18 protein-coding genes and 1 other RNA gene are annotated in these 17,238 nt (G+C 57.0%); 11 read left to right on the top strand and 8 right to left on the bottom strand.

Annotated features, from left to right (window positions below):
- Nucleotides 1–110 precede the first annotated feature (110 nt).
- The 3 genes from glnK (at nucleotide 111) to ACH1XZ_RS19035 (ending at nucleotide 2,379) form a co-directional block, all read left to right on the top strand.
- The gene (gene glnK, locus ACH1XZ_RS19045) at nucleotides 111–449 is read left to right on the top strand and encodes a P-II family nitrogen regulator (RefSeq protein ID WP_004858743.1); all 339 of its coding nucleotides are present in this window, start codon (nucleotides 111–113) and stop codon (nucleotides 447–449) included.
- Between the two features lie 33 nt (nucleotides 450–482).
- Complete coding sequence (amtB, locus tag ACH1XZ_RS19040; protein ID WP_395596811.1) at nucleotides 483–1,769, top strand: ammonium transporter AmtB; 1,287 nt, start codon at nucleotides 483–485, stop codon at nucleotides 1,767–1,769.
- Nucleotides 1,770–2,118: 349 nt separating this feature from the next.
- Nucleotides 2,119–2,379 carry a type II toxin-antitoxin system HicB family antitoxin gene (locus tag ACH1XZ_RS19035; protein ID WP_395596741.1) on the top strand — a complete coding sequence of 87 codons (261 nt, stop codon included), beginning with the start codon at nucleotides 2,119–2,121 and terminating at the stop codon, nucleotides 2,377–2,379.
- Nucleotides 2,380–2,429: 50 nt separating this feature from the next.
- Here the strand turns inward: ACH1XZ_RS19035 and tesB are convergent, their stop codons facing one another.
- Complete coding sequence (tesB, locus tag ACH1XZ_RS19030) at nucleotides 2,430–3,290, bottom strand: acyl-CoA thioesterase II (protein ID WP_395596740.1); 861 nt, start codon at nucleotides 3,288–3,290, stop codon at nucleotides 2,430–2,432.
- 217 nt (nucleotides 3,291–3,507) lie between these two features.
- On the opposite strand from tesB, the gene ACH1XZ_RS19025 reads away from it, so the two are divergent.
- Entirely contained in the window at nucleotides 3,508–4,008 is a 501-nt protein-coding gene (locus ACH1XZ_RS19025; protein WP_395596739.1) for a YbaY family lipoprotein, read from the top strand.
- Between the two features lie 137 nt (nucleotides 4,009–4,145).
- On the opposite strand, the gene ACH1XZ_RS19020 is transcribed toward ACH1XZ_RS19025, so the two are convergent.
- Nucleotides 4,146–4,457, bottom strand: coding sequence for an MGMT family protein (locus ACH1XZ_RS19020; protein WP_395596738.1), 312 nt, complete (start codon nucleotides 4,455–4,457; stop codon nucleotides 4,146–4,148).
- 165 nt (nucleotides 4,458–4,622) lie between these two features.
- Here ACH1XZ_RS19020 and ffs point away from each other — a divergent pair.
- The 3 genes from ffs to ACH1XZ_RS19005 all read left to right on the top strand — a co-directional run bounded on the left by ffs (nucleotide 4,623) and on the right by ACH1XZ_RS19005 (nucleotide 5,517).
- Nucleotides 4,623–4,719: signal recognition particle sRNA small type (ffs, locus tag ACH1XZ_RS19015), an RNA gene on the top strand.
- 337 nt (nucleotides 4,720–5,056) lie between these two features.
- Nucleotides 5,057–5,305, top strand: a complete 249-nt coding sequence (locus tag ACH1XZ_RS19010) for a hypothetical protein (protein ID WP_395596737.1) — start codon at nucleotides 5,057–5,059, stop codon at nucleotides 5,303–5,305.
- Entirely contained in the window at nucleotides 5,302–5,517 is a 216-nt protein-coding gene (locus tag ACH1XZ_RS19005; RefSeq protein WP_395596736.1) for a hypothetical protein, read from the top strand. Before ACH1XZ_RS19010 ends, ACH1XZ_RS19005 begins: the two co-directional genes overlap by 4 nt.
- 88 nt (nucleotides 5,518–5,605) lie before the next feature.
- Here the strand turns inward: ACH1XZ_RS19005 and yczR are convergent, their stop codons facing one another.
- Nucleotides 5,606–7,030: a MocR-like transcription factor YczR gene (gene yczR / locus ACH1XZ_RS19000; protein ID WP_395596735.1), complete on the bottom strand. Its 1,425-nt coding sequence runs from the start codon at nucleotides 7,028–7,030 to the stop codon at nucleotides 5,606–5,608.
- An 89-nt stretch (nucleotides 7,031–7,119) separates the two neighbouring features.
- Between yczR and yczE the strand changes: the two genes are divergently transcribed.
- From yczE to ACH1XZ_RS18985, 3 genes are all read left to right on the top strand, one after another.
- The gene (yczE, locus tag ACH1XZ_RS18995) at nucleotides 7,120–7,734 is read left to right on the top strand and encodes a membrane protein YczE (protein WP_395596734.1); all 615 of its coding nucleotides are present in this window, start codon (nucleotides 7,120–7,122) and stop codon (nucleotides 7,732–7,734) included.
- 76 nt (nucleotides 7,735–7,810) lie between these two features.
- The gene (locus tag ACH1XZ_RS18990) at nucleotides 7,811–8,887 is read left to right on the top strand and encodes a LacI family DNA-binding transcriptional regulator (RefSeq protein WP_395596733.1); all 1,077 of its coding nucleotides are present in this window, start codon (nucleotides 7,811–7,813) and stop codon (nucleotides 8,885–8,887) included.
- A gap of 93 nt (nucleotides 8,888–8,980) precedes the next feature.
- Nucleotides 8,981–12,067, top strand: coding sequence for a beta-galactosidase (locus tag ACH1XZ_RS18985; RefSeq protein WP_395596732.1), 3,087 nt, complete (start codon nucleotides 8,981–8,983; stop codon nucleotides 12,065–12,067).
- Nucleotides 12,068–12,082: 15 nt separating this feature from the next.
- On the opposite strand, the gene ACH1XZ_RS18980 is transcribed toward ACH1XZ_RS18985, so the two are convergent.
- Complete coding sequence (locus ACH1XZ_RS18980; protein ID WP_395596731.1) at nucleotides 12,083–12,904, bottom strand: nickel/cobalt efflux protein RcnA; 822 nt, start codon at nucleotides 12,902–12,904, stop codon at nucleotides 12,083–12,085.
- Between the two features lie 133 nt (nucleotides 12,905–13,037).
- Here ACH1XZ_RS18980 and ACH1XZ_RS18975 point away from each other — a divergent pair, with 133 nt between their 5' ends.
- Nucleotides 13,038–13,310 (top strand): metal-sensing transcriptional repressor, encoded by a 273-nt coding sequence (locus ACH1XZ_RS18975; RefSeq protein WP_115074562.1) that lies wholly within the window; start codon nucleotides 13,038–13,040, stop codon nucleotides 13,308–13,310.
- Here ACH1XZ_RS18975 and ACH1XZ_RS18970 read toward each other — a convergent pair.
- From ACH1XZ_RS18970 to ACH1XZ_RS18955, 4 genes are all read right to left on the bottom strand, one after another.
- Nucleotides 13,303–14,868 carry an EAL domain-containing protein gene (locus ACH1XZ_RS18970; protein WP_395596730.1) on the bottom strand — a complete coding sequence of 522 codons (1,566 nt, stop codon included), beginning with the start codon at nucleotides 14,866–14,868 and terminating at the stop codon, nucleotides 13,303–13,305. The genes ACH1XZ_RS18975 and ACH1XZ_RS18970 overlap by 8 nt on opposite strands.
- A gap of 94 nt (nucleotides 14,869–14,962) precedes the next feature.
- Nucleotides 14,963–15,622, bottom strand: coding sequence for a methionine ABC transporter permease (locus ACH1XZ_RS18965; protein WP_322263241.1), 660 nt, complete (start codon nucleotides 15,620–15,622; stop codon nucleotides 14,963–14,965).
- Nucleotides 15,619–16,410, bottom strand: coding sequence for a methionine ABC transporter ATP-binding protein (locus ACH1XZ_RS18960; RefSeq protein ID WP_395596729.1), 792 nt, complete (start codon nucleotides 16,408–16,410; stop codon nucleotides 15,619–15,621). Before ACH1XZ_RS18960 ends, ACH1XZ_RS18965 begins: the two co-directional genes overlap by 4 nt.
- Nucleotides 16,407–17,213 (bottom strand): MetQ/NlpA family ABC transporter substrate-binding protein, encoded by an 807-nt coding sequence (locus tag ACH1XZ_RS18955; RefSeq protein WP_395596728.1) that lies wholly within the window; start codon nucleotides 17,211–17,213, stop codon nucleotides 16,407–16,409. The genes ACH1XZ_RS18960 and ACH1XZ_RS18955 overlap by 4 nt, the downstream gene beginning before the upstream one ends.
- Between the last annotated feature and the right edge of the window lie 25 nt (nucleotides 17,214–17,238).

The following is a 17,238-nucleotide window of genomic DNA, read 5'->3' as shown; positions in this document are numbered from 1 at the left end:
ATAAACCCTGATGTTCTCCAATAACCCGCGCTGTTTTCATTTCTGGCATGACCCTTGCTTTATCTATTACGTGTTCGCAGCCATTACCGAATTCTGACTGGAGGGGATCTATGAAGCTGGTTACCGTGGTAATCAAACCATTCAAACTTGAAGACGTTCGCGAAGCGCTGTCTTCCATTGGCATTCAGGGCTTAACGGTGACAGAAGTGAAAGGCTTCGGTCGTCAGAAGGGTCATGCAGAGCTTTATCGTGGTGCGGAATACAGCGTCAACTTCCTGCCGAAAGTAAAGATTGATGTGGCTATCGCCGATGATCAGCTTGATGAAGTCGTCGATGTGATTAGCAAAGCCGCTTACACCGGAAAAATTGGCGACGGTAAGATTTTTGTCGCCGAACTGCAGCGCGTAATCCGTATTCGTACCGGCGAAGCCGACGAAGCGGCGCTGTAATTCCCAGCCAGCACAGTGATAGGGATCGAGATGATGAAAAAAACAATGGTAAAAACGGGGTTGAGCGCGCTGGCGCTGTTGCCGGGTCTGGCAATGGCGGCACCGGCGGTGGTGGATAAAGCCGATAACGCCTTTATGATGCTGTGTACCGCGCTGGTGCTGTTTATGACCATCCCGGGGATTGCGCTGTTCTACGGCGGACTGATCCGCGGCAAGAACGTGCTCTCTATGCTGACGCAGGTGGCGGTGACCTTCGCCGTTGTCTGTGTGCTGTGGGTCGTTTACGGCTACTCGCTGGCTTTCGGTACCGGCGGCAGCTTCTTCGGCAGCTTCGACTGGGTGATGCTGAAAAATATTAAGATTACGGATCTGATGGGCTCGTTCTATCAGTATATCCACGTGGCGTTCCAGGGCTCCTTCGCCTGTATCACCGTGGGGTTGATTGTCGGCGCGCTGGCGGAGCGTATTCGCTTCTCAGCAGTGCTCATTTTCGTGGTGATTTGGCTGACCCTCTCCTATGTGCCGATTGCGCACATGGTCTGGGGCGGCGGTCTGCTGGCAAGCCATGGTGCGCTCGACTTTGCGGGCGGTACGGTAGTGCATATTAACGCTGCGGTGGCAGGTCTGGTCGGTGCTTACCTGATTGGCAAACGCGTGGGCTTCGGCAAAGAAGCGTTCAAGCCGCACAACCTGCCGATGGTGTTTATCGGTACTGCGATCCTCTACTTTGGCTGGTTTGGCTTCAACGCCGGTTCCGCGAGTGCGGCCAACGAAATTGCCGGTCTGGCCTTCGTCAACACCGTCGTCGCCACCGCTGCGGCTATTCTTGGCTGGGTATTCGGTGAGTGGGCGCTGCGCGGCAAGCCTTCTCTGCTGGGCGCCTGTTCCGGTGCGATTGCAGGCCTGGTCGGTATCACCCCAGCGTGCGGTTACATCGGTGTCGGCGGCGCGTTGATTCTGGGTATCGTCGTAGGTCTGGCGGGTCTGTGGGGTGTCACCTCCCTGAAACGCTGGCTGCGTGTGGATGACCCATGTGACGTGTTCGGTGTTCACGGCGTGTGCGGCATTATCGGCTGTATCCTGACCGGTATCTTTGCTTCTACCACGCTTGGCGGTGTCGGCTATGCGGAGGGCGTAACCATGAGCCACCAGGTTCTGGTACAGCTTGAAAGTATCGCTATCACCATCGTCTGGTCCGGCGTCGTGGCCTTCATCGGCTACAAAGTGGCAGATTTGACCGTCGGTCTGCGCGTACCGGAAGACCAGGAACGCGAAGGTCTGGACGTGAACAGCCACGGCGAGAACGCCTACAACGCCTAATCCAGGTAGCCCGGGCGAGGCGGTCACGCCGACCCCGGGAAGGCATCAGAAGTTGAAAAAATTACTCTGACTGTTATTTAACCCGCCTGCGTGCGGGTTTGTTATTTATGCGGCATTGCCAATGTTTTTTGTGATATCCATCACGCTATAGGATGGCGTGGTGTCTGTAAAACATTACGAACCGTAAGTAATTACATACGTCTCAGTAAAAGCATTTTACTTAAAACAACTGTTTATCTTTTTCGCCGCAGAGTATTCTTCCACCCCGTCGATTTCATCGGCGGAGATTTGCGGGCAAACTCAGCGTTACCCGCGCCAGGATGGCACAACAATTCAAGGAACGTTTTGAATGCATACCAGCACATTATTTATCGATGGTCACAAAGCCCGCGTTAAATACGACCCCATTATTGAAATGTTTCGCGGCGAGTTTCTGAACACCGACCGCCGAGCGACGTTTATCGCCGGAGATGCGAAAGAGCTGACGATTGCCGCCCGCGATGCATTCGACTGCTACTGCAGCCACTGCCGTGCAACTGGCGTTAAGCCGTTCGACAAGAAAAAACGCCTGCCGCGCATTAGCACGCTGCTGAGCCGTATCATCCATTAATCAAACGCTTACTTAACGTTACGCCCGCGCCTTTGCACGGGCGTGGCCTGTTAGTTGCGGTTACGCATCACCCCTTCCTGCACCGTCGAAGCCACCAGAACACCATCCTGCGTGTAGAACTCGCCGCGCACAAAGCCGCGCGCGCTGGAGGCGGAGGTACTTTCAACGCTATAGAGCAGCCATTCGTTCATATTAAACGGACGATGGAACCACATTGAGTGGTCAATGGTCGCAACCTGCATACCCGGCTCAAGGAAGCCTACACCGTGCGGCTGAAGGGCAACCGGCAGGAAGTTGAAGTCTGAAGCATAGCCCAGCAGATACTGATGAATATGCAGTGAATCCGATACGGTACCGTTGGCGCGCATCCACACCTGGCGGCGCGGTTCTGCAATATGGCCTTTTAGCGGGTTATGGAACTCTACCGGGCGAATTTCCAGCGGTTTATCGCAGAGAAACTTCTCTTTGGCCTGCGGTGGTAGCAGATGTGCCAGCGAGCGGGCGATGTCGGTTTCCGAGGGCAGGCCATCCGGAGATGGGGCGACTGGCATGGTTTTCTGATGCTCGTAACCGGATTCCGGTGCCTGGAAGGAGGCGGTCATATAGAAAATCGGCTTACCGTTCTGGATAGCCGCCACGCGGCGCGCGCTGAAGCTATTGCCATCGCGCAGCACCTCAACGTCATAAACGATAGGCTTCTGGCTGTCGCCAGGACGCAGGAAGTAGCTGTGGAAGGAGTGCACCAGTCGATCGGCAGGGACGGTCTCTTTTGCTGCATACAGCGCCTGGCCGACGACCTGGCCGCCAAAGACCTGACGCAGACCCAGGTCCTCACTCTGGCCGCGGAACAGCCCTTCTTCAATTCTTTCCAGATTTAACAACGTCAGCAGATTAGAAAGCGCTTGGCTCATTGATACCCTCTATATTTTACGGTCACAGCTGCAGGTGAATATTCTCATTATAACGTAGTTTCGCCAGTGGTCCGATGGGTTCAATTGTCTGAATAATGGGGCGTTTGTAGGCAATCATGTGAAAGATGTGCCACACTAAAGCGGTTACGTTTGTTAAAGCGTTGTCACTCAATTGAGAAATTTTGCTCAATATGGGTGAGCAATAAGGAGAATGCTAATGAAACTCGTGCCGATCTTAAGCGGTTTGGCGATTGCACTGGCCCTGGCGGGCTGTGCGAATACGCACCAGCAAAGTCAGAATCAGACACCAGCGCCAGAAGCAGCTGCGGCTACTCAGGCCATACAGGGGCCGAACGTTTCCGGTAACGTGTGGATCCGCCAGAAAGTGGCGCTGCCACCGGATGCCGTGCTGACCGTCACCCTGTCCGATGCCTCGCTGGCCGATGCACCATCGAAAGTCCTGTCACAAAAAGTGACGCGTACCGAAGGTAAACAGGCGCCGTTTAGCTTTGTGCTGCCGTATAACCCGGCAGATATCCAGCCAAATGCCCGTATCCTGTTGAGTGCGGCGGTGACCATCAACGATAAGCTGGTCTTTATTACCGATACCGTGCAAGAGGTTATCAACCATGGCGGCACCAAATCCGACCTGACGTTGGTGCCGGTACAGCAAACGCCGGTTCCGGTTCAGGACACCTCTCCAGTACAGGTTCCATAAATGCAAATGCCCTCCTTGTGAGGGCATTTTTTTGCGGCGATCCCGCGTAGTTTTGTAGGCCTGATAAGCGAAGCGCCATCAGGCAATTACGGCGCATATTGCCGGATGGCGGCGTTGCCTTATCCGGCCTACAGCGGCTAGTAGTTCCAGCGATACTTCTGCATATCAATCTGTCCGCTTCCCGAAACCTGCACCCCTTCAGAGAGCAGCGCCTGGCGCTGGCGCTGTAAATCCGGGCCGGTCAGTGAAATGACGCCGTGCCGGTTCACCACACGATGCCACGGCAGCGTGGAACCCTCCGGCAGTCGTTTCAGGACGCCGCCCACCTGGCGCGCAGCCCGTGGCGAGCCTGCCAGTCGAGCGATCTCGCCGTAAGTCGTGACGTAGCCTTCCGGAATGGAAGCTACGATTTGCCATACGCGTTGAGGGAAAGTGCCAAAATCGTCCATAGTGAGTTCCTGAAGACAGAACCTTCAGCATAATCAGCTCGATGGCCCCTGTGAAGGGCGGATTGCGCAAGAATCCAGCAGGCAGTAGCGGATGGCTTGCATTTGACTGCCTCAGCAGTGATAATGCGCCAGCGCGTTGGATAACAACGCTCTCAATGGGGGCCCTGTTGGTTCTCCCGCAACGCTACTCTGTTCACCAGGTCAGGTCCGGAAGGAAGCAGCCAGGGCAGATGACGCGTGTGCCGGGATGTAGCTGGCAGGGCCCCCACCCAATTCTGCTTCCGCAAAAAAATCTCCGTTCAGACTAAACTCATCCCTGAATTTATTGTGGTTATTCACCGATTTTCCTTTTCCGCATTCAATTAATATTCATCTGTCTGTAATAATACTGTCATTTATTTGTCATAAATTGGTTTTAAATTAACATTGGGTATTTATATTACTCATTGTGTTATAAATATATTTCTGGAATGTGCTGTTGGTTTCATGTATTAGTTATTACAGAAATAATACAAAAACCATTTTGGACAGCGTCGTTTCGCGGAATTTGTTAACACAAACCGTGTATGGACGATGCGTCTTTACCGGAAGGAGTTCACATGACAGTCGCAGTGCTCAACGTAAAAATTGATGAAACAGTAAAAGAGAGACTTCGCCACTTTGCCGAGGTCCATGGCCTGACTTTAGGCGCTGCGGCAGAAAAACTGCTGCTGCTCGGGTTTGCAGCGGAAGAAGAGGCGGGCGTTTGTGAAGATGACATCGATAGCCAGCATACGGAAGAAGATGTAGCTCCATTATCGCCTAAAGAAATCAAAGCGTTACGTAAAATCCTGAAGAAGAGAAAATGAAACAGCAAACGTCGATAGCGTGTAACTATAGTGAAGCCTGCGATCTGTTACGTTCAGGCTACGTGAAGCATGTTCTTCTCAACTGGAATGTTGGCAGCGATGAATTCTTTCGTATTGCCTCAGACTGGTGCGATACCGGTGCTAAGATTAAAAAAGAGGGAGAATCTTTCGTTATTTCCCTGAAAGGCTTTCCGACCCCTCCGCAGCACTAATATATTCTTTAGCAGCACTCTATTACTTTAAAGAATATAAATTTTCGGGCCGGTTATGTGATTGGGAATGTTCTTCCCCTGCGCGCGGTTAAATTATTTTCCGCATTTTATTTGCGCCATGCTGGCCTGCTAACGTTGCCCATATCGGCTGTAATGTCGAAAAAGCGCGGCGCAGGATTTCGTCGTCCAGCGTAAAGGGAATGCGTAAGTTACGCTCACCACTTCCTGCCAGACCAAATCGCGTTCCTACCCCAAGATGAATTGCGCTGGCCTCCGCCCGTGCGGCAAACCGAGTGGCCATCATTTCCGGCAGCTCAACCCAGAATGACAGCCCGCCTTCCGGCAGAACAAATTTCCACTGCGGAAAATATTCTCGCATCAGCGCCGCGCACATGTCGCGCCGTGCCGTCAGCAAACGCCGCCGTTCAGGGAGCAGATGATGTTCATTCTCCAGCAGCCAGCAGGTTGCCAACTGCTCCAGCAGCGGCGAGCCTAAATCGAGCGTATCGCGGGTCTGAATGAGCGCCGCGATGGTGCGCGATGACGCACGGATCCAGCCCAGACGCAGCCCACCCCAGAAGCTTTTTCCGGTTGAGCCCACGGTGACGATCGGCGCATCGCGATTAAACGCTGCCAGCGGCGGTGGTGGCGGGGCGTTGTACCATAAATCCACCATCGTTTCGTCGACCACGAGCGTGGTGCAGGTACGGGCCGAGAGGTCAGCGATGACTTGCCGCGTTGCGCTGTCCATGCACTGCCCGGTAGGATTTTGAAAATCGGGCATCAGATACGCCAGCCGCGGCGCGGTCTGGGCGATAATGGCCGCCAGACCGTCGGTGTCCCAGCCTTTATCAGGCATCGGTAAGGCCACCGGGCGGCAGGACGCCCCTTCAATGGCGGAAATAGCCAGCGGATAGGTGGGGGTTTCTACCACCACTCGATCGCCAGGCCCCGTAAGGTAACGCAGAATCAGTGCCAGCCCGCTGACCGCACCGTTAACTAACATGATCTCATCGGCATGCGTCGGCAACCCGCGCGCGCAGTAGCGCTGGGCAATGGCTTCACGCAGGGCGGGCAATCCATGCTGGTCATAGCCGGTATTGTTGAGATAGCCGGGTAGGGCCGCCAGCGCATGGCTGTAGGCCTGATGAATTTCCGCGCCCGCAGCCAGCGCGGCGGTGGACATATCCAGCGTCGGCGTTGTCGGCATACGTGGCGCGCGCTGATAGCCTTCGGCGCTGAGCATCACCGTTGAACCGCTGCCCTGTTTACTCTGCACGTAGCCTTCGTCGCGCAGCTGCGCGAGCGCACTGGCAATGGTGGTGCGGCTGACGCCCAGCGCGCTGGCAAATTCCCGTTCGCCCGGAAGACGGGTGCCCAGTGGCAACCGGCCATCCAGAATCAACAGCCGCAGCGCGTCGGTAAGCTGTCGCCATAGCGGCGTCGGGGAAGGGCCGTCCTGCCAGTGGCCCAGCAGGCGAACTAAAGATTGGGTGGCAGAACGTCGAAGCATCGGAGCAGTCCACTTTTTAAAAACTGGTCATTAATCATAATGCCATTTTTACCGATGATGGAAGCCTCTTTCGATAGGCCGAGGTGCCCATGCTACGCCGCCTGATTCAGCTTTACATTGGGTTAATACTCTACGGAGTATCGACCGCCGTTTATGTCCGCGCCAATCTCGGCGCCGATCCGTGGAACGTTTTCCACCTCGGCGTTTCCGGGCTGACGTCTCTTGATATTGGCATGGTGATGATTCTGACCGGCGCCGCCGTGCTGCTGCTATGGATACCGCTGCGCCAGCGACCGGGGCTTGGCACCATCAGCAACGTGATTGTGTTGGGGCTGGCGGCAGACGCCACGCTGTCTCTGATGCCGCCGCTGGAATCACTCTGGGTTCGCGGCGTGCTGCTGCTGCTGGCGGTGGTGCTAAACGGTATGGCGACCGGCATGTATATTGGCGCAGGCTTTGGCGCGGGGCCGCGAGATGGCTTAATGACCGGGATTCACGCCCGCACCGGTTGGCCTATTCGCCGTATTCGCACGACGATTGAACTCTCCGTGCTGGTCATCGGCATGCTGCTGGGCGGGACGTTTGGCGTCGGGACCGTGCTGTATGCACTGGCGATTGGCCCGCTGATTCAGATTTTCCTGCCGTGGTTCCAGATCCCTCGCGTGAGCCAGCACAGGACGGTAAAAGTGGAACAACCTTCCTGATTATTACGAAGCGCTCACAGCGGAATGTTTATTTTCCGGTTACACTGGTTTCACTATGCCAGGTAAGCCGAGAAGTATGAAAACCATTACGTTGTATGATGTGGCCAGCATGGCCGGCGTCTCCTACCAGACCGTGTCGCGGGTGATAAACCAGGCCGCGCACGTGTCGCCGCGTACCCGAGAAAAAGTGCAGGCGGCGATGCAGGCGCTGCACTACGTCCCCAATCGCGGCGCTCAGCAGCTGGCTGGGAAGGCCACGCGTACGCTGGGCTTACTCACTACCGACCTTGCGCTGCACGCTCCCTCGCAGATTGCCTCTGCGGTGAAGCGTCGCGCCGGGGAAGTCGGGTTTTCCGTGCTGATTTCAATGGTGGAAAGCCACGACCGCGAGGCCTGTTTTACCGCCTTGCAGGAGCTTCAGGCCCAGCGCGTTGAAGGGTTACTGGTTAACGTGCCGTTGGAGCGCGAGGATGCGCAGGCCCTGGCGGCGGCCTCGTCGGTACCAATGCTGTTTCTTGATGTTGGCCACGATGCGCAGGTGAATAGCCTGGTGTTCGATGCGCAACAGGGCGCGCGTCTTGGCGTGGAGCACCTGCTGGCGCTGGGGCATCAACATATTGCGCTGCTCGCCGGGCCACAACGTTCCGTCTCGGCGCGGGCGCGTCTGGCGGGCTGGCAGCAGGCGCTGAGCCTGGCCTCGGTGCAGCCTGCCTCCGTAGCCTATGGCGACTGGAGTGCGGCCTCTGGCTATGAAAAAGCCCATCTGCTATTGAGTGAAAAAACCCATCCGGATGCCCTATTGGTCGCCAACGATCAGATGGCGCTAGGCGTGCTGCGCGCTTGCGCGGAAAAAGGGATCCGCGTGCCGGGCCAGCTTTCAGTGGTTGGGTATGACGATACCACCGACAGCGCCTGGTTCACGCCGCCGCTCACGACGATTCGCCAGCAGTTCAAAGACGCCGGACGGATGAGCGTCGACTGGTTGATTGCGCAGGAGGGCCACGAGCCCGTCGCGCAAACCTGCCTGCAGGTAGAGCTGATAGCCCGCGGTTCTACCGCAGTGCGTCAGCCGGAAGAGTTGCAGGATGACGATCTCGCGCAATGCCTACAGGCGCTTGCGGCCAGGGTGGCCCGGCGATCGAATGATTTGTGATCTGACTCGCTTACTCTCGATCCGAACCTTTACCTCTAGCAAAGATCCGTGCACTCTCATGAAAAATTGTGAGCGCTTCGCAACGAGGTTTCCATGCCGCATCCTGCTTCTCTGACGCTGTCTGCATTACTCTCCCGACGTGATTGGGAAAACCCGCAACTTACCCAGTGGCACCGCCTGGCGGCCCACGCGCCGTTTAACAGCTGGCGCGAAGCTCAGGCGGCGCGGCAGGATAACGCCTCGGCTTCCCGACAGTCGCTGAATGGCAGCTGGCGCTTTAGCTTCTTTGCCGCACCTGAAGCGGTGCCGGAGACGTGGATTGAGCAGGATCTCCGCGATGCGGTCACTATGCCGGTACCGTCTAACTGGCAGATGCAGGGGGTTGATACGCCAATCTATACTAACGTGACCTATCCGATCCCGGTTACGCCGCCGCAGGTTCCGGCAGAAAACCCAACGGGCTGCTACTCACGAACCTTTACCGTCAACGCCGACTGGCTGGCCCAGGGGCAGACCCGGATTATTTTTGATGGCGTGAACTCGGCCTTCCATCTGTGGTGCAATGGGCAGTGGGTGGGCTACTCTCAGGATAGCCGCCTGCCCGCCGAGTTTGATTTGAGCGCGGTGCTGCAGGCCGGAGAGAACCGTCTGGCGGTCATGGTGCTGCGTTGGTGCGACGGCAGCTATCTTGAAGATCAGGATATGTGGCGAATGAGCGGTATCTTCCGCGACGTGACGTTACTGCATAAACCGGCGACCCGTATCGCTGATTATCAGATAACCCCTCGGCTGGCGGATCGATTTACCTTTGGCGAGCTGGATATTCAGGTCGTCGTGGAAGGGGTATGCGCCACCGCTACGGAGGTGGAGGCCGTGCTGTGGTGGGGTGATAAACCGGTGGCCAGCCTTCGCCAGGCCGTCGGTATTCCCTTTGTCGATGAGCGGGGCGGCTGGGCTGAGCGCACGAACCTGACGCTGGCCGTCGAGCAGCCCGCGCTATGGAGCGCCGAAGCGCCGCACCTCTACCGGCTGGTTATCACGCTGTGGGACGCTCATGGCCAGGCGCTGGAGTCGGAAGCGTGCGATGTCGGCTTCCGCCAGGTAACGATTGAAGGTGGCCTGCTGAAGCTTAACGGTAAGCCGCTGCTGATTCGCGGCGTTAACCGTCATGAACATCATCCAGAGACCGGGCAGGCCGTCGATGAAGCCACCATGCGCCGCGATATTGAGCTGATGAAGCAGCACAACTTTAACGCCGTGCGTTGTTCTCACTACCCTAACCATCCGCTGTGGTATCGCCTGTGCGACCGCTATGGGCTTTATGTGGTCGATGAAGCCAATATCGAAACGCACGGCATGGTGCCCATGAGCCGCCTGGCGGACGACCCGCGCTGGCTACCGGCGATGAGCGAGCGCGTGACCCGCATGGTGGCGCGCGACCGTAACCACCCCTCCATTATTATCTGGTCCCTCGGCAATGAGTCCGGGCACGGCGCTAACCACGATGCGCTTTACCGCTGGATAAAGAGCGCCGATCTCTCACGTCCGGTTCAGTACGAAGGCGGTGGCGCGAATACGGCGGCGACGGATATTGTCTGCCCAATGTATGCCCGCGTCGATGCCGATCAGCTGCACCCGACGGTGCCGAAGTGGAGTATTAAAAAGTGGATAGGCCTGCCGGAAGAGTCGCGCCCGCTGATCCTTTGTGAATATGCCCACGCCATGGGCAACAGCTTTGGCGGTTTTGCTAAATACTGGCAGGCTTTCCGCGATAATCCGCGTCTTCAGGGCGGGTTTGTCTGGGACTGGGTCGATCAGGCATTGAGCAAAAGCGACGAACAGGGCAAACGCTTCTGGGCCTATGGCGGTGATTTTGGTGATACGCCAAACGACCGTCAGTTCTGTATGAACGGACTGGTTTTTCCGGATAGAACCCCGCACCCGGCGTTGTATGAAGCCCAAAGGGCGCAGCAGTTTTTCCAGTTCAGCCTGGTGAATACTACGCCGCTGGAGGTTGAAATCACCAGCGAGTATTTGTTCCGCGCGACGGATAACGAACGGCTTCGCTGGTCGGTCATTGTGGGCGGCAAAACGCTGGCGGAAGGCGAAGAAGCGCTGAATATTGCGCCACAGGGACAGCAGCGTGTCGTGCTGCCGTTTATCGATAGCGCAGCGCTCAGCGGCGCGTGCTGGCTTAACGTTGAGATTTACCAGCCGCAGGCGACGGCCTGGTCGCCCGCGAATCATCTGTGCGCCTGGAAACAATGGTCGCTGCCGACGGCGCTTTCATTGCCGGTGCCGCAGGTGGCGGGGAGCGCACCGCAGTTACGTGAAGAGTCGCAGACATTTGTGATCGCTCACGGCAACCAACGCTGGCAGTTCAGCCGCGAGAGTGGCGATTTAACGCAGTGGTGGCGCGATGATAAGCCTGAACTGTTGTCACCGCTGCGTGATAACTTCACCCGTGCCCCGTTGGATAACGATATCGGGGTCAGTGAAGTCACCCGCATTGATCCGAACGCGTGGGTAGAGCGTTGGAAAGCGGCAGGGATGTACGCCATGGAATCCCGGCTGCTGATGTGCCGTGCCGATTCGCTGGCGCAGCAGGTTGAGGTGGAAACACAGCAGAGCTGGGAGTATCAGGGGAAAGTGCTGTTTATCAGCCACAAGCGCTGGCGTGTTGACGATCATGGTGTACTGCATGGCGATGTGACGGTGCAGGTGGCGGAAGACATTCCGCATCCGGCGCGTATCGGTTTGCACTGCCAGCTTGCCGCCGTAGAAGCACAGGCGAGCTGGCTGGGGTTAGGGCCGCATGAAAACTATCCGGATCGTCGTCTGGCGGCGCGTCAGGGTTTGTGGACCTTGCCGCTGTCGGCGATGCATACGCCGTATATCTTCCCAACGGAAAACGGCCTGCGCTGCGACACCCGTCGGCTTGAATACGGCGCGCACTGCTGGCAGGGCGATTTCCACTTTGGCCTGAGCCGCTATAGCCAGCAGCAATTGCATGAAGTGACGCATCATCATCTGCTGCGCGAAGAGCTGGGCTGTTGGTTGAACCTCGATGCATTCCATATGGGCGTAGGCGGCGATGACTCCTGGAGCCCGAGCGTGGGGCCCGAGTTTTTACTGCCCACTCGTCGGGTGCGCTACCAGTTTAGCTGGCAGCTCAGCTAAGTCTCCGACACGGCATCAGACCAGTGCGCTGATGCCGTGACCCATCATGTAAAGCCCCACCATAATAATCAGCGCGCCGGAGAACCACGGCGCTTTTCGCGACAGTTCCCCGAATCCGCTCCAGCGCTGACTCATATGCTTCAGACCGATGGCGGCAATGGCGCCGGAGGCCACCAGCGTGAGCGCTAGCCCGACGCTAAAACTCAGTACTAGCGTAGCGCCCAGCGCCACGTGTTTTAGCTGCAGGCAGATAAGTAGAATGGTTATGGATGCCGGGCAAGGAATGAGCCCGCCGGTCAGACCAAACAGCACAATCTGCCCGGTGGTGACGTCCTGCCCTTTGAAGCGGCGGTTGATCTCTTCGGCATGTGCGCGCTGGTGGGTATCCTGCCAGTCGGCATCAACCAGATCGTGATGATCGTGGTCATGATGATGATCGTGATCATGGGTGTGGTGGTGGTGCGCATGCTCATGGTGGTGATGATCGTGCGTCCCACGAGACTCACGCCAGGTACGCCACAGCATCCATAGCGCGATAACAATAATGATTATCCCGGAAAGCAACTGGAACCACGGCTCTGCGGTTTGGGCGTCCCAGCCGCGGCCAAACCACATCCCGGCCATCGCAATCACCCAGACCACCACGGTATGCGACAGCGTGGCCGCCAGCCCCAGCAGTACCGCCTGTTTTAGCGTGCCGCGGACAGCCACGATAAACGCTGCCATCATGGTTTTGGAATGGCCAGGCTCCAGGCCGTGCAGCGCCCCAAGCAGAATGGCACCGGGGATAAAAAACCAGGCATTGCCCTGTTGTAAGAGTGTGGTGAAGTCGTTCATCGCGGAAGATCCTTGTGAAAAGTGAAATGAATATACTCCCACCCAGTATTATAATACTACCCCCTAGTATAAAAATACGCAGTCAGGTCCGTGCGTGGTATGCTGCGCAGGAGTTAAGAACAGGATCCCGGCCATGTCACATACCGTTCGTCACAAGAAGATGTTATTGACGCGTCTGAAGAAAATTCAGGGGCAGAGCGTTGCGCTTGAGAAAATGCTCAACCGTGAGCACGAGTGCGCGGAGGTGTTACAGCAGCTGGCGGCGATTCGCGGCGCGGTAAACGGCATGATGCTGCAGGTGATTCAGGGGCATCTGACCGATCATGTGGTCAAAGAGCCTGAAGAGGTACAGCGTGAAGCTGATCTTGAGGTGGTGATGCAGGTGATCAAATCCTATCTTAAGTAGCGTGCGTCCGCAGGTTGCTTTCCGCCCAGATAATAAATTCCTCTTTCGGTAGGGCTTTGCTATAAAGCCAGCCCTGCCCATACTGCACGCCGTGCTCGCGTAGCCACTTCTCCTGGCAGGTGTTTTCAATCCCTTCCGCCACCACGTTAAGCTGTAAGGTTTTCGCCATCTCAATGATGTACGGCGTGACCTGGGCGTATTCCAGCGCCTCAACGAAGGATTTATCAAGTTTTAAGGTATCGACTTCAAGGTCCTGCAGGTAGCGCAGGCTAGAATAGCCAGTGCCGAAGTCGTCGATATAAATGGCGTGCCCGGCCTTGCGATAAGCGGTTATCGCTGGGAGGGTGGTTTTGGGGTCGGCAAAGCCGCGTTCGGTGAGCTCAAGGGCAATTTGTTGCGGTTGAACGTTCCAGAGTCGCATCTGCTGGTGCAGCAGCGTTTGCAACACCACCGAGTGGAAATCGGCGACGGAGAGGTTGATAGAGACGTGCTGGCCGGGGTGCAGGCTCAGCCATTTGCCGAGGTCGTGGAATACCGATTTCGCGACGTTTTCCGTCAGATTGGTGATGATCCCGGTTTCTTCAGCAAGCGGAATAAAAATTTCCGGTGACAGATAGGTGCCGTCCGGCTGTTTCCAGCGCGCCAGTGCTTCACATCCCACCACTTTGCCATCTTTTAGCGACACAATCGGTTGGTAATAGACGGTGATGGCGGCACTGTTCAGCGCGTCGAGCATGCGCTGACGCGGCGATTGCAGGCGGCGCAATACCTGGAAAATCAACCAGCTTGCCAGCAGGCTTATCAGTATCCCCACCGGCAACCATAGTATTAGCTGGTGGTGCAGGCGCGCTGATAACGGCAGGGTGGAAGACCAGGTCATGATCGATACCTGCAGGTCAGGAAACTCACGCACCGTATAAACGACATTGTTTTCGGTGAGCGTTTCCAGGTGCTGTAGCTGGATTTTTTGCCAGGCCTGCTGGTCCAGCGGCGCGCTGCTAGCGAGCACCCGGTTGTTGTGGGTACTAATCAGCGCCACCTGGGTTTTGGAATTGCTAAACGGAATCACATCGATAAAAGAGACGGGGTCGATAATCACCATGTGGCGTTCGGAGGCAAAGGCTGCCATATAGCGGTGAATGCCGAGATCGTTTCGTTCGGTGTACCAGGCGCGATAGCCCGCAGGCGTGATACGGTCGGGTTGTGGGAAGGTGAACGGTGCGCCGCCGCTCTCAAGCGAAGAGCATCTGGCGGTTCGTCCGTCGAGGTACAGCACTTCCTGAATATAGCGCCAGGAGTAGGAGAGGCGGCGCATCTCCTGCAAATGTTCGGGACTACAGCCGGGGGCTTTCAGCCCATCCATCTGCCGCAACGCCCCTTTGGCCTGGTCCATCACCTGCTCGGTACGAATAAGCACGCGCGAAGCATAGGTCTCCTGCTCATCAACAAACTGTCGATGCGCCTCCCGCTGGGCGAGCCAGATGCTCAGCAGGATGGGCAGAAGTATCGCCATAATCAGCACGGCGGTTATCAGACCGATCAGGTGTCGAGTTGTCACTACCGGTCCTTTTCCGGGGTCAAGTCGAGTAAGTATACCCGACATTTTCTACGCTTATTACGTGAAATCTCATGGCTACAAGAATTATCTCAAATTAACGACGGTGCGCCAGCGCGCGAACCAATCTGTCGCCCCCCATCTGCACTCCCTGAACCATCAGCACCAGAATAAGCACGGTACCCACCATGATTTGATCGTTAAAGCGCTGATAGCCATAGCGAATTGCCAAATCGCCCAGCCCGCCGCCGCCGATGACGCCCGCCATAGACGAGAAGCCAATCAGCATGACGATAGTCAGCGTCGTGCCTGCCAGCAACGCTGGAAGCGCTTCAGGCAACAGCGCTTTGCTCACCACGTGCCAGGCATTGCCGCCCATCGACAGCACCGCTTCAATACGTCCGTAATCCACTTCATCCAGCGCGCTTTCGGTCAGCCGCGCGAAGAAGGGAAAGGCCCCGATGGTAATGGGGACAATCGCCGCCGTGCTGCCAAGCGTGGTACCGACCAGCAAACGGGTAAATGGGATCAGGGCAATCAGTAGCACGATGAACGGCAGCGAGCGACCAGTATTAATGATGGCACCCAGCACCGCGTTCAGGCGCGGCATGGGGACAATGCCCTGACGCCGCGAGAGAAACAGCAGGACGCCCAGCGGCAGCCCGATTAAGACGGTAAACAGCGTGGCGAACCCCACCATATAGAGGGTGTCCAGCGTCCCGTCGACCAGCAGCGGCCATAAATCTTCCCAGCTCATGCGACTATGCATAGGTGTCTCCCATCAAGGCCGTGGCGGGCGAGGAAGCGGCGTTCTTCATCGCCGTCGCCCAGCAAAATCTCCCGTAGACGTGACCACGGGGAGGCCAGCAGGTCGGCGATTTTCCCGCTCTCCTGCAATTCACCGCCTTCCAGCAGCGCCGCGTGATCGCACAGGTTCTTGACCACTTCAAGCTGATGGGTGATCAGCACGATAGTCAGCCCCAACTGGCGATTTATGGTCTCCAGCAGCGCGAGTACGCTGGCGGTGGTTTCGGCGTCCAGCGCGCTGGTGGCTTCATCGCACAATAGGACGTCGGGCTCTGCCGCCAGCGCGCGGGCGATGCCCACGCGCTGCTTTTGTCCGCCAGAAAGCTGCGAAGGGAAGGCATCGGCTTTATCGCCAAGCCCGACCAGCGCAAGCAGTTCCGTCACGCGCTGCTGGCGCTGCGCCTTCGGCACACCGGCTATTTCCAGCGGTACGGCAACGTTGTCGGCAACGCTTCGGGCGTGCAGCAGATTGAAGTGCTGAAAAATCATGCCGGTGCGCAGACGATGGGCGCGAAGCTGCGCTTTATCGTACTGCACGATGTTTTCCCCGTTGAACAGAATGCGGCCCGCGCTGGGGCGTTCCAGTAAGTTCAGACAGCGAATCAGAGTGCTTTTACCCGCGCCGCTCCGCCCAAGGATGCCGTAAATGGCCCCTTTGGGAACGGTAAACGAAACGTCGTTAAGTGCCGGGTGGCCGCTTCCGGCATACTGCTTGCTCAGCCCTTCAATGACTATCATGACTGCGGCGCGCTAACCGGGATCACCGAGCCGTTGTAGTGCTGGCGAATAAACTCGGCCACCTGCGGTGAAGTCAGGTCTTTGGCGAGCTGTTTGATGCGCGGATCGTTTGCCAGTTGCGGAGTGGTGACCAGAATATTGGCGTACGGGTTATGCGTGGCGCTCTCCAGCCCCAGCGAGTCTTTGGCCGGGTTCAGCCCCGCCTCCAGCGCGTAGTTACCGTTGATTACCGCCAGGTCGACATCGTCCAGCGAGCGCGGGATCTGCGGGGATTCAACCTCGAGGATCTTCAGCTTATGCGGGTTTTCCGCAATGTCCTTCGGCGTCGCCAGGGTGGTCGCCGGGTCGGTAAATTTCGCATCGAGCTTAATCAGCCCTTTGCTTTGCAACAGGAACAGCGCACGGCTCAGGTTGGTGGTGTTATTCGGTACCGCGACGGTTGCGCCTTCCGGCAGCGATTGCAGATCTTTATGTTTGTGCGAATAGATCCCCAGCGGTTCGATGTGCACCGTGGCGGCAACGGCAAAGGTTTTGCCCAGCGCTTTTTCCTGGTCTTTCAGGTACGGCACATGCTGGAAGTAGTTGGCATCGACATCGCCGTTGGCCAGCAGTTCGTTGGCGTTCACGCCGCTGGTCAGCTCGACAATTTTCAGATCCAGTTTCGGGTCCTGCTTTTTAATAAAGTTGAGGATCTCCGCGTGCGGCACCGGGTCAGCGGCGATACGCAACGGCGCGGCGGAGGCGCTCCAGGCCAGAGAAAGAGACAGTGTTACCCCTGCCAGTTTGAATGCGGCATGTTTCATGGTGTGTTCCTTGTTTTAATGGTTA

The organism is Kluyvera chengduensis (genome assembly GCF_044197065.1).
Lineage (GTDB): Bacteria > Pseudomonadota > Gammaproteobacteria > Enterobacterales > Enterobacteriaceae > Kluyvera > Kluyvera ascorbata_C.
This window is presented reverse-complemented; position numbering and strand designations above follow the sequence as displayed.

Excerpts from the sequence above, each read along its gene's own strand:
- glnK (WP_004858743.1), top strand. The coding sequence starts at position 111 with ATGAAGCTGGTTACCGTGGTAATCAAACCATTCAAACTTGAAGACGTT.
- amtB (WP_395596811.1), top strand. The coding sequence starts at position 483 with ATGAAAAAAACAATGGTAAAAACGGGGTTGAGCGCGCTGGCGCTGTTG.
- ACH1XZ_RS19035 (WP_395596741.1), top strand. The coding sequence starts at position 2,119 with ATGCATACCAGCACATTATTTATCGATGGTCACAAAGCCCGCGTTAAA.
- tesB (WP_395596740.1), bottom strand. The coding sequence starts at position 3,290 with ATGAGCCAAGCGCTTTCTAATCTGCTGACGTTGTTAAATCTGGAAAGA.
- ACH1XZ_RS19025 (WP_395596739.1), top strand. The coding sequence starts at position 3,508 with ATGAAACTCGTGCCGATCTTAAGCGGTTTGGCGATTGCACTGGCCCTG.
- ACH1XZ_RS19020 (WP_395596738.1), bottom strand. The coding sequence starts at position 4,457 with ATGGACGATTTTGGCACTTTCCCTCAACGCGTATGGCAAATCGTAGCT.
- ACH1XZ_RS19010 (WP_395596737.1), top strand. The coding sequence starts at position 5,057 with ATGACAGTCGCAGTGCTCAACGTAAAAATTGATGAAACAGTAAAAGAG.
- ACH1XZ_RS19005 (WP_395596736.1), top strand. The coding sequence starts at position 5,302 with ATGAAACAGCAAACGTCGATAGCGTGTAACTATAGTGAAGCCTGCGAT.
- yczR (WP_395596735.1), bottom strand. The coding sequence starts at position 7,030 with ATGCTTCGACGTTCTGCCACCCAATCTTTAGTTCGCCTGCTGGGCCAC.
- yczE (WP_395596734.1), top strand. The coding sequence starts at position 7,120 with ATGCTACGCCGCCTGATTCAGCTTTACATTGGGTTAATACTCTACGGA.
- ACH1XZ_RS18990 (WP_395596733.1), top strand. The coding sequence starts at position 7,811 with ATGAAAACCATTACGTTGTATGATGTGGCCAGCATGGCCGGCGTCTCC.
- ACH1XZ_RS18985 (WP_395596732.1), top strand. The coding sequence starts at position 8,981 with ATGCCGCATCCTGCTTCTCTGACGCTGTCTGCATTACTCTCCCGACGT.
- ACH1XZ_RS18980 (WP_395596731.1), bottom strand. The coding sequence starts at position 12,904 with ATGAACGACTTCACCACACTCTTACAACAGGGCAATGCCTGGTTTTTT.
- ACH1XZ_RS18975 (WP_115074562.1), top strand. The coding sequence starts at position 13,038 with ATGTCACATACCGTTCGTCACAAGAAGATGTTATTGACGCGTCTGAAG.
- ACH1XZ_RS18965 (WP_322263241.1), bottom strand. The coding sequence starts at position 15,622 with ATGAGCTGGGAAGATTTATGGCCGCTGCTGGTCGACGGGACGCTGGAC.
- ACH1XZ_RS18960 (WP_395596729.1), bottom strand. The coding sequence starts at position 16,410 with ATGATAGTCATTGAAGGGCTGAGCAAGCAGTATGCCGGAAGCGGCCAC.
- ACH1XZ_RS18955 (WP_395596728.1), bottom strand. The coding sequence starts at position 17,213 with ATGAAACATGCCGCATTCAAACTGGCAGGGGTAACACTGTCTCTTTCT.